Annotated in this window: 13 protein-coding genes; 4 read left to right on the plus strand and 9 right to left on the minus strand. The window is 40.5% G+C overall.

Annotation, left to right across the window (positions count from 1 at the left end):
* Positions 1–35 precede the first annotated feature (35 nt).
* Positions 36–2,393, minus strand: coding sequence for a TonB-dependent receptor (locus QPX86_RS17375; protein ID WP_285163335.1), 2,358 nt, complete (start codon positions 2,391–2,393; stop codon positions 36–38).
* Positions 2,394–2,629: 236 nt separating this feature from the next.
* Between QPX86_RS17375 and QPX86_RS17380 the strand changes: the two genes are divergently transcribed.
* Positions 2,630–3,043 carry a MarR family winged helix-turn-helix transcriptional regulator gene (locus tag QPX86_RS17380; RefSeq protein ID WP_220752953.1) on the plus strand — a complete coding sequence of 138 codons (414 nt, stop codon included), beginning with the start codon at positions 2,630–2,632 and terminating at the stop codon, positions 3,041–3,043.
* A gap of 54 nt (positions 3,044–3,097) precedes the next feature.
* Here the strand turns inward: QPX86_RS17380 and gloA2 are convergent, their stop codons facing one another.
* The 4 genes from gloA2 to QPX86_RS17400 all read right to left on the minus strand — a co-directional run bounded on the left by gloA2 (position 3,098) and on the right by QPX86_RS17400 (position 7,885).
* Positions 3,098–3,487: an SMU1112c/YaeR family gloxylase I-like metalloprotein gene (gene gloA2, locus QPX86_RS17385; RefSeq protein WP_220752954.1), complete on the minus strand. Its 390-nt coding sequence runs from the start codon at positions 3,485–3,487 to the stop codon at positions 3,098–3,100.
* Positions 3,488–3,674: 187 nt separating this feature from the next.
* Positions 3,675–5,744 carry a PhoX family protein gene (locus QPX86_RS17390; RefSeq protein ID WP_285163336.1) on the minus strand — a complete coding sequence of 690 codons (2,070 nt, stop codon included), beginning with the start codon at positions 5,742–5,744 and terminating at the stop codon, positions 3,675–3,677.
* Between the two features lie 258 nt (positions 5,745–6,002).
* Complete coding sequence (locus QPX86_RS17395) at positions 6,003–7,289, minus strand: DEAD/DEAH box helicase (protein ID WP_285163337.1); 1,287 nt, start codon at positions 7,287–7,289, stop codon at positions 6,003–6,005.
* 80 nt (positions 7,290–7,369) lie between these two features.
* Positions 7,370–7,885, minus strand: a complete 516-nt coding sequence (locus QPX86_RS17400) for a GNAT family N-acetyltransferase (RefSeq protein WP_285163338.1) — start codon at positions 7,883–7,885, stop codon at positions 7,370–7,372.
* A gap of 304 nt (positions 7,886–8,189) precedes the next feature.
* Between QPX86_RS17400 and QPX86_RS17405 the strand changes: the two genes are divergently transcribed.
* Entirely contained in the window at positions 8,190–8,732 is a 543-nt protein-coding gene (locus QPX86_RS17405; protein WP_285163339.1) for a DUF4287 domain-containing protein, read from the plus strand.
* Between the two features lie 102 nt (positions 8,733–8,834).
* Positions 8,835–9,788 (plus strand): 23S rRNA pseudouridine(2604) synthase RluF, encoded by a 954-nt coding sequence (gene rluF / locus QPX86_RS17410; protein WP_259651245.1) that lies wholly within the window; start codon positions 8,835–8,837, stop codon positions 9,786–9,788.
* A gap of 76 nt (positions 9,789–9,864) precedes the next feature.
* Here the strand turns inward: rluF and QPX86_RS17415 are convergent, their stop codons facing one another.
* The 4 genes from QPX86_RS17415 to QPX86_RS17430 all read right to left on the minus strand — a co-directional run bounded on the left by QPX86_RS17415 (position 9,865) and on the right by QPX86_RS17430 (position 13,624).
* Positions 9,865–10,890, minus strand: a complete 1,026-nt coding sequence (locus QPX86_RS17415; protein ID WP_285163340.1) for an alpha/beta hydrolase — start codon at positions 10,888–10,890, stop codon at positions 9,865–9,867.
* Positions 10,891–11,420: 530 nt separating this feature from the next.
* Positions 11,421–12,452, minus strand: coding sequence for a hypothetical protein (locus tag QPX86_RS17420; protein WP_285163341.1), 1,032 nt, complete (start codon positions 12,450–12,452; stop codon positions 11,421–11,423).
* A gap of 76 nt (positions 12,453–12,528) precedes the next feature.
* Positions 12,529–13,068: a hypothetical protein gene (locus QPX86_RS17425; RefSeq protein ID WP_285163342.1), complete on the minus strand. Its 540-nt coding sequence runs from the start codon at positions 13,066–13,068 to the stop codon at positions 12,529–12,531.
* On the minus strand, positions 13,034–13,624 hold the full coding sequence (locus QPX86_RS17430; RefSeq protein ID WP_285163343.1) for a hypothetical protein: 591 nt from the start codon (positions 13,622–13,624) through the stop codon (positions 13,034–13,036). Before QPX86_RS17430 ends, QPX86_RS17425 begins: the two co-directional genes overlap by 35 nt.
* Before the next feature lie 383 nt (positions 13,625–14,007).
* Here QPX86_RS17430 and QPX86_RS17435 point away from each other — a divergent pair, with 383 nt between their 5' ends.
* Positions 14,008–16,215 (plus strand): YfaP family protein, encoded by a 2,208-nt coding sequence (locus QPX86_RS17435; protein ID WP_285163344.1) that lies wholly within the window; start codon positions 14,008–14,010, stop codon positions 16,213–16,215.
* Positions 16,216–16,281: the final 66 nt, after the last annotated feature.

Raw genomic sequence — 16,281 nt, forward strand, 5'->3', positions numbered from 1 at the left:
TACTCAATTCACTTTTGTTTCAATTAAGCACAGGCTTAAAATTCATAGGTCGCTGATAATTTGGCATTTCTAGCATCACCTAAATACATAAATGACCCAGAACGATATGCCGCAGTGAAGTATTCTTCATCTAACACGTTACCCACATTTAAGCGGAAGGTCAGTGACTCAGTGGCATTGTAGTTAGCAAACAAATCAACCACTTGATAGTTTGGCACCACAATGCTGTAGCGACCATTTTCGGTATCGTAGCCTGCAGCTGTATCAGGTTGTCCGCCATACATTTCGCTTTGGTAGGTGTAACCAGCACCAATCACAAATGCTTCATTAAGTTGATAACGCAGTTGCAAGTAGGCACTTTCGTCAGCAAAGTTACTCAGTGCTAGGCCAACGTTTTCTTCAGTGAATGACTCTAATACTTCTGAGTCCATAATAGCCGCAGAAAACTGCACGCTGAATTCTTCAGTAATATTACCTACCATGCCGAATTCAACACCTTGAACGCGGTTTTTACCCGTGTTTAGTGTCCCTAGCGTTGAGTAGCTATCACCCACACTTTCCATTACGTCACTTTTAGTGATTTGGAATACTGATGCAGAAAACATAACCTTGTCTTCAAACATCATCCACTTAGTACCCAGTTCAATGTTTTCAACTAATTCAGGATCTGCCGCTCGCGCTTGATCAACATCACCACACACGCCGCCGTAACCACAACTCGCACCTAAGTCAGATTCGCCACCATTAATATTGGTTGCAGTGCTGTAATTAGCATAAATATTACCGTCATCAGTAATGCTGTAAACTAAGCCGATATGGCCGTTATACATGGTGTCGTCGTATTCATATAAAATGTCGCCATTACGAGTACTCGAAGTATCATTCTGGTAATCAAAGCTGTCTTGTCTTACACCAAAGAAGAGCTCTAACTCGTCGGTAAGCGCAACGGTATCCATAAAGTAAGCTGAAATAGTCTCAATTTGGTACTCAGCATCATTAATGCCTTTGCTGTAAGTACGCCCCATGAGTTTGTCGATATTATCAACCGTATTTCCTTCGCCATCTAAAATACAATAAGCACCCGCATCACCACGACGGCCAGCCGTTATACAGTTGGTTTCATTGCCGTTTACAATATCGTATACACCGTTATCAACTTGCTGGTCTGTGTATTCCAGTCCAAACACAAATTTGTTTTCCATACCTAAAATATTGGTATTCCAAAACAAATTGAACTGAGTACTTAAATAATCGACTTCTTGATTACCTTGGTGAGTACTGAGCGTTAATGTGTCAGCGCCAGGTGCTTCAAGATCCGTCTCGCTGCGTGTAGTACCACGAACACCCGTAGTGATGTAGCCGTTTTCAGTTTTACCCACGCGAGTCGCGTTATAAAACGTCAGGTCGTCGCTAATATCGTATTCAGTTCTTAGGGTAAATGTCATCACTTCTGAGTCTAAAAAGTCAGACTCTTGAGCATAAACAGGAATATCTGAAATTGGCTCACGTGTGTTTTGATCAAAGTAACTGCCTAAATCGGCAACATCTTTAGCATCTAAATAATAACCGTCAGCAACAAAAGATAAATCACTTGTTGGTTCAAACACTGCCGATAACTGCACGCCATTTCGCTCACGGCTTATCCCTTCACGACCTGGCTTATCTTCATCAGATAATAAGCCGTTAAATCTCACACCAACGGTATCTGAAATAGCATGGTTATAATCGACCGTGAGACGACGATGCTCATCAGTGCCTAAACCTAAATCGACTCGGCCTAAGTTATAAGACGTTGACGCCTTTTTAGTCACGCTGTTAATCGCACCGCCAGAAGAACCACGACCAGCAAATGTCGAGCTTGGGCCTTTGGTAATTTCTACCACTTCGGTGGCAAAACTTTCACGGGTTGTCATACCTGGGTCACGAAGACCATCAACAAATACATCACTGCGAGCTTCATGACCACGGATAATGTAACGATCGCCAAAGGCATTACCATTTTCACCCGTACCTAAAGTAATACCCGCTTGGGCTGACAAAATATCTTTTAAATCTGTTTTACCAGACTCTTGTATTTGGTCTTGTGTTAGCACTGTGATCACTTGAGGTGTATCAACCAAATCTGCCACACGGCGAAGATCGCCAGAAGACTCAGATAAGTAAATCGAGTTTTTCACCCCATGAACTTTAATACGTTCGATGGCTTCAGCAGATTGATTTTTATCACATTCAACTCCGCTAATTTCGGTATTACAAGTTTCATTCACCTCTGTTTTAGCAGCTGTGACTTCGGCTGATGCAGCATCTGCAAATACTGCAGGGGAGCCAAATACTAAGGCTGCAGCAACGGCTTGAGCGCCGAGTGATAAGTTTTTTTGCTGTACTGGTTTCATCTTCTGAACTGTCCTTTGTTAACAAAATTATGAAATTCAGGCGGATACTAACAAAAAATCAACATTAATGTAAATCGTTATCATTTAGATTTACATTATCAAATTGGCATATATTAGTCATTTATGTTTTTAGCAGATTTAAAAGGCGGTTAAACAAACAGGTTGAAGTTTTATATAGGTTGATCAATACTTGATTAATCAAGTATTATACAACTATTAATTCAAGAGTGAATACCATGTCAGAATCACTATCAGCATTAATGGCACTTTCAAGTGCCTTTGGCCGCTTTAACAAAAAAATAGATCGTGCCTTAAGCGTCCACGGCATTAGCTTTACTGAGTTTCAAGTACTCGAGAAATTGGCACAATCACCTAATCAAGTGATGAGCCGTGTTGAACTGGCCGAAGCCACTAACCTCACCGCTTCAGGGATCACTCGCTTGTTAATGCCAATGGAGAAGATCCATTTAATCGATAAAGAAAAGAACAGCAGAGATGCCAGAGTCAGCTTAGTCAAATTAACAACGGCTGGAAAAGAGGTCTATCAGGATGCATCGGTAACAAGTCAAAGTTGTAGTGAGGGCACCACAAAGCAATTAACCGAGAAACAAGTGGCGCAATTACAGCTGTTTTTGAGCAAATTAAGTTAATTAAATTAAGTTAAGTTAAGTTAAGTTAAGTTAAGTTAAGTTAAGCAAATTAAATTAACTGTCAGTCTCATAGACTTCTAATGGCAGATCGTCAGGATCGCTAAAAAAAGTAAACTTTTTACCCGTGTATTCATCCACTCTTACGGGCTCAACCTTAATATTATGCCGCCCTAAATAAGCCACCGTTGCGTCAATATCATCAACCTTGAAAGCAAGGTGGCGTAAGCCCTGCGCTTCAGGGTAACTGGGTCGTTTAGGCGAGTTAGGAATAGAGAACAGTTCAATTTGGCTACCATCAGGTAACTGTAAATCAAGCTTATAAGAGTCTCTTGCTTCACGGTAATTTTCTGCAATCACCTTAAAGCCCAATACTTCGGTATAAAACCGTTTTGATACTGAATAGTCATTACAAATGATCGCCACATGATGGATTCCGTTGAACATAAAGCCCCTATTGATACCATTAGAAAACAAATGATAGCGTTAAAAAAAACAAACCCTGATAGATGACTCTATCAGGGTTTGTAATAAACCTCACTGCTGAACCTCATTGATAAAACGCACTGATGAATATCAGCTCAACAATGTATGTCCAAGCATATCAGTTCAATCTCAGTTCAATGTCAGGCGATTACACACCCACTTCAGCGCCGTCATCTTTACGTATAACCACAGTAGCGGCGCGGGCACGGACCGTTGTACCTGCTGGCGTTTCTTCAGTCGCAACAGCAGAATAAGGCCAGTTACTTGGATGCTGGATATTAGCAAATACCGTGGTGTAATCAGGCGTAATAGCAAAGCCTGTTACTTCACAGCCATTAGGGCCAACAAAGAAGCGCTTTAACTCAGCTTGGTTATCAGCACTAACTACTTGCTGCTGACCATTGTCGTCCGTCATTGGCGAAGGCACGATCGCAAGCATTTGATCGTTAGTGTATTCCTCAACTTCATCAGCACCATTATCAGTTTGCACCCATAAAATACCGCGCTTATCAAAAGCTAATCCATCTGGGCTAGCAAATTGGTTAAGGTCAGTTAAGCCTGAACGGTTAGTGTCTTCATCGCCATCAGCTGGAGAACCAAATACAAAGATATCCCAAGTGAACTCAGTAGCATTGCTGCCCTCGTCCCAACGAATAATATGGCCAAAGCTGTTATTTAAACGTGGGTTAGCAGGGTTAGTGCTATCAACACGTTTAGTGTTATTGGTCAGTGTTAAGTAAACCGTGCCAGTAAATGGATCAACACTTGCCCATTCAGGGCGATCCATCGGAGTTGCGCCAACTAAATCTGCCGCGCCTGCCGTATTTAGAATAATTGCAGCAATCGAGTCAAAGCTGTCAGCTAAGGTATTGCCATCAGTGGTGACACTGTCTAGTGTCAGTGGCAACCACTCACCCACACCATCTTCACTGAACTTGGCGACATATAAAGTGCCGTCGTTCATGTACTTATCACCAGTGATGATGCGGTTAGTTGAGTTAGCATCCGCTTCATCCCACAGCGCAGTAGATTCATACTTGTAAAGGTATTCAAAACGAGAATCATGACCGGAATAAAACACTACTGGCTTACCAACAGCTAACTTACCAAAGGTACAACCTTCATGGCGAAAACGCCCAAGTGCAGTACGTTTTACCGCTCGAGAATTGGGGTTATAAGGGTCGATTTCAACAATATAACCATGGCCATTTGCTTCATTACGGTAATCATTAGCCGCACTTGATCCTGAAGGCGTTACATCAAAACGTGCAAATTCATCTAAACGCTCATCATCATTACCAGCAAGGTGATCCCAGCCATAACGAGTGCCTGAAGTTGATAGACCAATACGCTGCTGCTCTTGCGTTAACTCACCACGATTAACAAAATAACCTGGCCAGTTTTCTTCACACGTTAAGTAAGTGCCCCAAGGCGTGTAACCGTTACCACAGTTATTCAGTGTGCCACGGGCTTGGCTACCATCTGGAGAGTAACGCGTTTCAAGGTATGAGCTGTACGCAAGCGGGCCAGCAATATCCATAACTGTCGCACCAGTAAAACGGCGGTTGTGGTCGTCATTTTTAACCGTTTCCCACATGCCATTGTTTAGCTTGATACGTACAACAGAGATGCCATGGGCATTGATTTCTTTACGAATTTCATCAAGCTCGGTGCGATGGCCATCAGCATCTACTGTAGGGCCCATTGGGTGCAATGCTGCTTGGTCAATGTATTCATGATTAACACATAATAGGCCGTCATCACCCGCTTCAGTTAATGGGAAAAAATGCATGCCATCATGATGCATACCCATTGAGTTAGCTTGATCTTCAGCGGTATTTGAACCGTCCTCTTTAAACGCATTCGCTTTATCGTTTAAAGGCTCGCCCCAAGGCGCAAGTACATAAGCAGAGTAACCAGCAGCAACTGTTACCGCATCAGTTTTAGAACCAGCAATAGATTCAAAGCCTAGCGTTGCCAGACTCACATTCGGTGTATCTGGCGTGGTAGGCGTATCATCGACTGGGGTTGAGTCGTTATTAGAATCTGAATCAGAACTACAACCCGCTATTCCAAAACCACTGAAAGCAGTCATTGCACTTAATCCAAGACCACTTTTGACAAAGTTACGTCTTGAAAGGTGTTTATCTAATACTTCGTTAAATGGCGTGTTATTGCTCTTATTAAAACGAGTTGGATCAAATGTAGCCTTGCTCATAAAATATCCTTGCGATCAAAAGTTGCAAACGTTGTTGTATTTTTCGAACAGAGTAAGAATTAAATATGACAAACGAACTTAACTGAGATGACAAAAATAAAACAACTGTATGACACAAGGCGAAATTAACGATACAAATGTAATAAGCTCACTTCTAAACGATTTAAAAACGAAGGTAAAAGGAAGTAAGCAGAAAGGAAATGATGTGAAGAGGATGATGTGAAAGGGAAATAAAACTATTCCCCTATCAAGGCTGGGCTACTTGCGCTTTTTAGCTGATTCAGCCAATGCCTTTTGACGTGCTTGTTGTTTTAGAGAGCCTTTTTTAGCTTTACGTGGGGTAGCGACAGGCTCTTTCGTTAAGTCTGGTTCAAAACCTGGATACCATTGCTGCGGTAAGCGTCTATCTAGCTTTCGCTCTACCGCCACTAGCAAACCTTCATCATCTGGGCTGAGTAAGGTCACCGCAATGCCTTCTTTACCTGCTCTACCAGTACGCCCAATACGGTGAACATAATCTTCTGCTTTAAATGGCAACTCAAAGTTAATGACTGCATCAAGTTGTTCTATATCTAGTCCACGTGCTGCCACATCAGTGGCCACCAGCACGCTTACTTTACCCGTTTTAAAATCAGCTAAAGTAGACTCTCGCACAAATTGAGATAAGTCGGCATGAAACGGAGCAGCGTTGATATTGCTCGATTTTAATTGTTCTGAAATCTTATCTGCACCTTGTTTCGTGCGGCTAAACACTAAAACTTGAGACCAAGACTCTTTGTTAATAACATGGCTGAGTAAAGCAGATTTACGCTCACTATCGAGGTTATAAACCCGTTCAATAATTTTAGCTGCGGTGCTGTTTCTTTTAGCAGTTTCGACTATTTTGGGGCTACGTAATAAACGCTGGCTGAACCTAAAAATTTGATCATCTAAGGTGGCAGAAAATAAGGCAGTTTGGCGCTGTTTAGGCAGACGTTTTAATACTTCAACAATTTCTTCTTTAAAGCCCATATCTAACATGCGATCGGCTTCATCTAATACAAAGTATTCCAATGAGGCTAGTGACATCACTTGATTGCGTAAATGATCCAGTAACCTGCCGGGGGTTGCGATCAAAATATCACAGTCAGCTTGTATCGCATTAACTTGGGCTTTAATACTCACACCGCCATAAACCACAACTGCTTTTATATCAGTACCATTAGCATAATCAGTGACACTCTGATGAACTTGCTGAGCAAGCTCTCGAGTGGGCACTAAAATGAGCGCTTTAATTCGATTGTTATTATCTAGAACGGAGCCTGAAACGGAACTTGTATCCGAAACGGCATTAGCATTCAATATGCCCTGTAAAATCGGCAAGGCAAATGCAGCCGTTTTGCCTGTGCCTGTCTGCGCCCCAGCCATGACATCTTCACCCGCTAACAGTAACGGTATAGCTGCAGCTTGAATGTCAGTAGGCTGCTCGTAGCCTAGAACAGTTAAACGCTGAGTTAATGTGGGGTGTAAACCTAAAGAAGAAAAAGATAACGCTGAGGCAGACATAAATACTCCATGATAATATCGCTACAGTTTACCACGCAGCCAATATACACAAAAGCATACCTCAGCTAATCATCAAGCGCTTAGTTTAAGTAAAACAACTGCATATTGGCTTCAATGGGTAAGCTAAATTGCTCAGGATTAATATTCACAAAACCATTATTTTTCAGCACTTTTATTGAGCCTATGTTGTGCTCTACTACATTCGCCAATAATGGCCGTCTATGACAGCGGGTAATAAATTGTGACACGGCATCAGTCGCAATGCCCTTGCCCCAGTTAGCTGGCCCAATCCAATAACCTAGGTAATGTTCAATCTGAAGTGGTGCATCAGCGCTTTCAGCAGTCATCGACCAACAGACAATACTGCCCACTAACTCCAAAGTACCTGCGTCATCTTTAAGCCAAATGCCTTCAGCTATCGCAGTATCACTTGCCAAGATATTCTGTTGCCAATGGGCGATAAAATCGGCTTTATTGCGCGCAGGAAAGTCAGCCATATCATTGGCAAGTGGATCATTTTGAAACTCAAATAGTAACGGTAAGTCGGCAGACGTGATGGGCTGTAAACTTAGATTAAGTTCTTGGGTTGCACTCATTAATCAGTTAACTCCTTTAATTGATTATTCTTGTAGATTCTTGATTCTCAAATCTTGTGTCTGGCTAACAATAATCACATATTATTTATTGAGCAAATGACTCATTAGCTGAATATCAACCTGAGCGTACTCGACACGCACCATGTTATGAAAATAATTAGATTTATTTCAAATCCTCACCTTACAATCAAAACCAATGAAACACCGATATCGAGAAAGTTAATCAATAATTTTACTGGCAATATGATTACCCTTGAAGCTATCTTTGTATATAAACAATAGGGTTTAGCTTGAGGAGAGCAAAATGGATAAAGCACTTCAAACAATGATTGATAATATGCCTGAAAAAACAGGTAAGTCACTGGCACAATGGTTAGTCATATTATCTGAGCAAAACATTGAAAAACACGGCCAAGCCGTTAAGTACCTAAAAGAGCAACACGGTGTCACCCATGGTTTTGCCAATACCATTGTCACTTTATCAAAGCAAAAAGATGAATCCGCTGATGATTTAGTTTCTCAGCAATATCAAGGTAAAGAGCAGCTCACACCCATTTATGACTTACTCACATCAACCGTTAAAGGTTTTGGTGATGATGTGGTTATTACGCCCAAAAAAGCCAGTGTGAGTATTATCCGCAAAAAGCAATTTGCCCTGATAAAACCTGCCACTAAAAGCCGAATTGATCTTGGTTTAAAGCTTAAAGATACCGCCCCCCAAGGCTGCCTTGAAGGTTCTGGCCCCTTTGGCACCATGTGTAGCCATCGAATACAGCTAAAAGAAGTCGGCGACGTTAATGCAGAAGTTAAACAATGGCTGCTAGAAGCATATAAACAATCGGTTTAGTGTCTATCTCAAACAGAAAATAACAATTAATGCGTGCTGTCCCTTATGGTAAACTACGCGCTAATCGAATATCGACAATTTTAGCTTTCAAGGAAACCCAAAGTGACTGATTCAGCCATGCGTCTTAATAAATACATCAGTGAAAGTGGCATTTGTTCACGCCGTGATGCCGACCGTTTTATTGAGCAAGGCAATGTATTTATCAATGGTAAACGTGCGCAAGTGGGTGACCAAGTTTCCTTTGGCGATAAAGTGAAAGTTAATGGCCAAGATATTGAGCCCCGTGATGCAGAAGACTTAGTATTTATCGCCCTCAACAAACCCGTTGGTATTGTCAGTACCACCGAAGGCACTGAGCGCGATAACATCGTCGATTTTGTTAATCACTCCACTCGTATTTTCCCTATTGGCCGTTTAGATAAAGACTCGCAAGGCTTGATATTTCTGACTAATAATGGTGATTTGGTCAATAAAATCCTCCGCGCTGGCAACAACCACGATAAAGAATACGTGGTCACAGTGAACAAACCGATTACCGATGACTTCATTAAAGGCATGGGCGCAGGCGTACCGATATTAGGTGTGGTAACTAAAAAATGTAAGGTTGAACAAGTCTCGCCTTATGCATTTAAAATCGTTTTAGTCCAAGGACTTAACCGTCAAATTCGCCGTATGTGTGAATACTTCAACTTTGAGGTCACTAAGCTTGAACGTCAACAGATTATGAATGTCAGCCTTAAAGGTCTACCCATTGGTGAGTGGCGTGACTTAGATAAACAAGAATTAGATGTGTTGTTTGACATGATCAAAGATTCTTCATCTGAAGATAAAAAAGCAGCACCAAAGAAAAAGCCTAAACCTAAACCGAAAACCGCTTCAGAGCGCAGCAAAATTGAAGGCCCAGAGCACTTTATGCAGCATAACCGCAGCACCAAGCATAAAGGCCAAGCCAAAGGTGGCGGCAAAGGCCAAACTAAAGGTCAGCAAGCTAAAGGCGCAGGCAAAGGCAGCAAAGGTAAACCAAGTGGTGGTCGCAAGCCTAACCGAGCTCGTTAGTCACGATTTAAAGCAGATATAAACAGGGCGTCAGTAGCAATACCGACGCCCTGTTTTTTAACAAGTTATTACTGCATTATTTGCTTAGTAAAAATGTCATTGGAATACTTAACCTTTCAGCCCAGTCGTTCTCGTTATGGGCTTTACCTTTAAAAAAGTGGCTTTGCCATAGCTCTTTATCATACTCAGCAGCCTCAAACAGTTTATCCACATCAGCTTGAAGCGGCGGATACATAGCATCAAGGGTTTGATCGCCATAATCAAAATACAATTTCACTTGAGGCTTAGTGGCAATCTGCTTAGCTAAATATTGATTAAACACCTGTGGGATCGGGTTATTGTCTTGAGCAAATGATCCTGGCCAATGGGTCGATAAACACGCAGCACCACCAAAGACTTGTGGATACTCTAACACCGTATACCAAGAGATTAACCCTCCCATACTTGAGCCCATAATAAAGGTATTTTGCTTATCTGTTGCGACCTTGAAGTGAGTATCGATATAGGGTTTTAGCTCAGTAACGATAAACTCAGCATACTTATCAGAATACACCGCCTGCGCTAATAGCTTTTCAGTTTCATTGCGCTGGGTTTGATACAAACTGGTTTGCTTATCTTCACTTAAAGACTCAAACGGCTTTTGCGGAAAATACTCACTATGACGAGACTGCTCGGCATTATGAATGCCCACCACAATAAATGGTTTTATGTCCTCACTTTTATTCAAAGTTGCTGCAGTTTCATCCACTTCCCATGCCGTACCGTTCCATGACTTAGATGCATCAAACAGCACCTTGCCGTCATGCATATACACCACGGCATAAGGTGCGTTAGCGGGGTAATCTTCAGGTAACCACACATCAATAGGGCGTGGTTTTATAAGGGTAAATTCAATGTATTTTTCATCAAGACGTTGTAATGTCCCTTGGCTGACAGCAGGTAATGACTTTTGTGAAGATTCAGGTGCTGCACCAGTCTTAGATTCAATATTGACTGCCGCTGCGCTGTATGACAAAAAAGATAACATTACAGTCACTAACAGAGGCGTCGTCACCTTAATAAAAGACGTAGAACCATTATTCTTGTTTAGCTTAAAAGCCATATTGTTTTCCCTTACAACACGATTGATTACCCATAACAAACATAAAAATACATTAATTCAATTAAAAAAATAACACTAGCTAAATTAGCCATGCTTTAAGCTAGTTAGTAATGTCGTCCTAGTTTGAAGTGTCGTGTTACTGCCACAGCCTAAGCCGAACATAACAGCGATAATACATCCCTCCTCCATAAAGCCATAATGTGGTCGTACAATTACCTAATAACAAAAATTCATATCCCACCAACGTAGGGTCAATGACCAAAACAATATGCAGTGAGTAAACCTACATTAGCGAGTTTGGTAAAAAAGGAAGTGGGGATTAGCGATAGAATGTGGTGCAAAAATTTACTTATAAATTGTCGCACTGAAGGCATTTCCTCAACACCAAACCAGTGCAACATATATCAGAAAAGCTCGGTTACGAATCAGTGAGTGCTTTTATCACCATGTTCAAAAAAGCACTGTCGAAATCACCCAAGCGATATATGAAAGAGCTAGCACAATAATGATATTGCCGACTTTTCAGTTTGCTACTTGTTTAAAAATGACAATAACCAACTATGAATCGCATAACTGTATTTAGTCGGTATTTTATAAGCGAGCTGCACTGAGCCTTTACGTGTTATCAAATAAGTTATTTTAGCCACATTAACAACACCTACAACTTCAGATAATGGGTATTTCCTCGCACCAAATAGGCTTGTTTTGACAATCAAATTACCATGGTCAATCTTCAAGCGAGTCGGTACACAATTATTAATGATAAGGAGGCTAATACCGCTTGAAAAGATGAAGGCTGTTAAGTACTGCACTGCAACTGGGATGTATGTAAAACCTTCCAACGCAGATAAATAAAGCAAAAAAACGCTAGTCATTATTGCCCATAAGATAAGGCTAATAGGTATAGCCCATTGTCTAATGATTCCGCCTCGTGTAAAGGCAATTCTTAATTCTTGAAAGCCAGTTTCTTTAACGGTTGAATCATTAGGTAATGTGGTTTTCTGATGATTTTTCAATAAGCCTATAGCGCTAAATTTATGTCTTTTATGCTGCACGATCAAGGCTAAATCAGTATCAAAATGCTGCTCAATAAACAACGCAATATCGAGCATAGTTGGAAAACTTCTAATCAAAAGATTCCATTCCGGATAGCTGTAGAATTTAAGACTGTAGTGATGATTAGCCCGCTCATTACTATCAAAAAACGCCTCTACCTCACCGCTGGTGAAACCTGACATTTCCAGTAAAGATAGACCGTTATTGGTGATGATTTCTTTATTGGTGGTAATACCAAACCAAGACTTAGTTTTGGTTAATTCTTTATTTACAGCATCAATGACTAACCGATTAACTTTAAATACGGGGAAGAAAAAACAATAACCGACAAGGGCGATAATAAGTGGCATGAGTAGCTCGCCAGTATCTTGATAGCCAAACCAACCTAAATAAATAAGCCCTGAACCCAACGCCGCCAATACATTACCAAAAATGAAATCGATGATGCCACCAGTATCTTGTAGCACAATACGCTCATCCGTCTGCTTACAAATTTTATAACTCATTACATCCCTTTAATATTTTTTAGCCATTTAAAAACAAAGCCCTATTGCTTTCGCAGTAGGGCTTTTACTTACCTAATCAAGGTTTTTGAGCTAAGTACCAGCGATTATCTTCAAACTGTTCAAAGCCACACGAACTTCTTCTTACCTTTTCCATTGTGCCTGCTTTATATTTAATTTTTATTCGCTTTATATTATGGCCTTTATACATTTTTTCTGTGAATTCATCCGCTATTTCGAAAATATCGTACTCCGTCAAAGGATCACTGCCAAAGCGCTTTAAATGTCCTTCGTACCATTTTTTCTCTAACCTTTCTTCTCGACTACTTAATGATTTAGGTAGCAGGCGAAAAAACAATTCTGGGTCATTCTTTAAAAAACTATTCACCATATATTCTTGGCAAACTGCTTTTAAATTTTCATCAGAGCCGTCTTCAATTCCTGCAAAGCGCTCTAGAGCACTTGCTGAAAAATTCAAGCCTAGACTTAACATCAAGCTCAAAAACACAAATCTTATTTTCATTACTATTCCTTTAGTTTTATCTTTGAAAATCCAATTATCCATATCGAGAAACTGAGGTTTATTAGTTGTTTTGCTGCGCCCTTCTGCGCTCCACATCTGCTTTAGTCATTCCCATTGCATCTGTCATGTAGCACATTTTAACCATCTGAAACATTTGCACTAACGAGCTGATTCGCCCCGCATGCATTTGTACGTTTAACATCGCCATAGTCGCGCCCATTTCATCATTATCGCCAACGGATGCAGCAACAGTACTCAAGGCTGAATTTGCCTCGGTAATCTCCGCTATCATGCGTTGATATTCCGTGACATTTTCAGGTACATAACAGGTGGATGTTTCGGGTAATTGACTTAAAAAAATCTGATATTCATCAACAAATTTATTGGCCTCAACCAAGGTTTGCTCACCGAGTTGTTGTAACTCTTGCACTTTACCGCTTTTAAACATATCAATGGCACTGGTCTGCGCCTCTGTCATTCGATTAAACTCTTCCATAAGCGCCAGCTGTTTATCGGTTATAACTTGGCTACGTTCCGTTATCGGTAATGTTTTAGCATCAAATGAGGCTATGGCGGCTTGGTTCCCTGCTAGGGATGCAAAACTTGTTGCTGTTAATGCAGCCAACAATAAAGTGCGTTTTATATATTTCATTCTAAAATCCATTTTAGTTTTCGGTTTTTGATAGATTAATCTTATGTTTGCAACACTATAAACAACCGATATAGGCCGTAGCACAACATGATTGATAACCCTAAAGCCAAGTAGTACGGCATTACATTAATGGCTTACGCTCTTAGATTCCAATGCACACCTTCTAAACGAGCAAATAACATACAAAGACAACGCCCATAAGCATTACCTCAAACTAAAAAAACATCCTTTGTAATAATTGCTATCATTATTGATTTAGCCCAGAATTCTGTCTTTACATATTAAGGTTATATAGCAACCTGTTGGTTTAAATTAACAGTCGAATAGATAGTGAATAAATTGCCGCTAGTAAGGTGGCAAACATACGGATATGGAGTTTTAAAATGGATTTTAGTCAACAATGGCGCCCGTCATTAATTGCTGCTGCGCTATCATTAGCATTAGTCGGTTGCGGTGGTTCTTCTGATTCAGAAAAAGAAGCACTGAAAAATATTGCCCCTTTAATTTCCTCAAGTGCCCTGATAACAGCTACAGAAGATATTGAATATAGCTATCAAGTTGCAGTTACAGATCCTGATGACGCCAACAATGGTACTGATTTGAGCTTTTCACTAACCAATGCTCCTGAAGGTATGAGTATTTCTGACACAGGGCTTATCACCTGGACACCTATAGAAGGAATGTTAACTTCTGGGCTGATGTCTGTAATAGTGACAGATGGCGGCGAAGATAGCGCAGTCGCATCAGGGCAAAGTTTTGAAGTCATTGTGACGCCAATTAATGATGCACCAACCGTTACTCCTGTAGCAGAACAAACCGTTGAGTCAGGCTCTACTTTTACTTATCAATTGCTTGTTTCTGATGTTGATGATCTAGATATTGAAAATGATATTAATTTTGAGTTAGTTGAAGGTCCTGCAAGTTTAACTATTTCTGCATCTGGGTTAATAACTTATTCATCTTCTGTTGAAGAAACAACCAAAACGGATATTTCAATCAAGGTATCGGATGGAGAAGAAGACGCTGCGGAACCAGTGATGGTTGATTTTACTCTTGAAGAGCAATTTTTTATCACCATCAATGGTCAAACTATTAATTACTTTAACGGTGAAGCCATTTTAGGAAGCCAAATTAATATTTCGAATGGTTCTGAAATCATTCAAACAATGACTTCAACTGACGATGGAATATTTACTGGGCAAGTTCAAGATATTGAAATAACAGATCGCTTAACCCTTACTGCTGATGCAACAGGGTATGCTGAAGCTGCAATGAGTATTTCCAATGAGGAATTAACTCAACATCAAAATTTATTATTACAACCAGTTCATCAAACCGTAAGCTTTGATGCGACACAAGCTCATGAATTAAGTGTTGAAGATACTCTACTTGTTAACCTTCCAGAAAACAGCCTTGTTGACTCAAATGGAGATTTAGCTGCAACAGCTGTCGTCGCAGAATTAACCATTATCAATCCTGCGATTGATATCGAGATGATGCCAGGAGATATGCTCACCACTGACGAAAATGGCGAGCTTGTACCTATTGAGTCATTTGGTGCAATCACTGTTAGCTTTGAAGATGAACTAGGCAACCCGTTACAACTTGCTGAAGGGAAAAGCGCCGAGATTCAAATTCCTGCAGTAGGAAGTAATTTACCTGCAAACATTCCACTCTATTATTTTGATGAAGTCACTGGACTTTGGATTGAAGAAGGAGAAGCAGATTTAATCACTGATAACGGAAAAATGTTTTATGTGGGAAATGTAAGTCACTTTACCACTTGGAATGCAGACAAAATTTACGAAACCGTGTTAGTTAACGGTTGTGTTGAAGATGGAGAAGGTAATTTAATTAATAATGCACGAATTATTGCTGATGGCCGCGATTATCTGGGACGTTCAGTTAGCTTCTCGATTGAGGATGGTACTTTTAGCTTACCTGTAAGAATCAACTCCACGATTTTACTTGGCGCAACAATAGGCTTTCAAAGTCGTACATCAATCATTAATACTGGTAATACAGACTACTCATTGTCGACTTGTTTGGTCTTATCTGAAGCACTTACAAAAGTAACGCTAAACTGGGGCGAAACCCCTTCTGATTTGGACTCACATTTATATATCACTGATGTCAATGGTGACCAAGAACACGTTTACTTTGCTGACCCAAGTGTCACTATCGGCGAAACTGTTATTTACTTAGATGTAGATGATACAAGTAGTTTCGGCCCTGAAGTCATTTCAATCCCTGATTTTCCAATTGAAGGCAGATATGATTATTATGTTCATAATTATTCTGGCGAACCTGATATAAATCCTGTCATGACAAGAGTTGAATTTATCTTTGACAACCAGCAACACTTATTTACCCCACCGACTGATGGAATAAGTGAATGGTGGCACGTGGCAAAAGTTGAAAAAGATGTTGATGGAGCTTTAGTTTTTACCGAAATCAATGAATGGGTAACTTCCCCAAGCTCTCTAGCACAAACGGCGGAAACAGCTCAAAGGTCACCTGTGGCGATTCCATTGAACAAGTTACAATCCGTTGTAAAAGGCTTAATTAGTAGTAAATACTACAAACAGTAAATTTAGCGAACAAGGGTTAAGCAATTGCTTAACCCTTTCCATATTTTGATTGTTATTAAATACAAC

Origin of the sequence: Shewanella goraebulensis (assembly GCF_030252245.1) — a bacterium.
Classification (GTDB): Bacteria; Pseudomonadota; Gammaproteobacteria; order Enterobacterales; family Shewanellaceae; genus Shewanella; species Shewanella goraebulensis.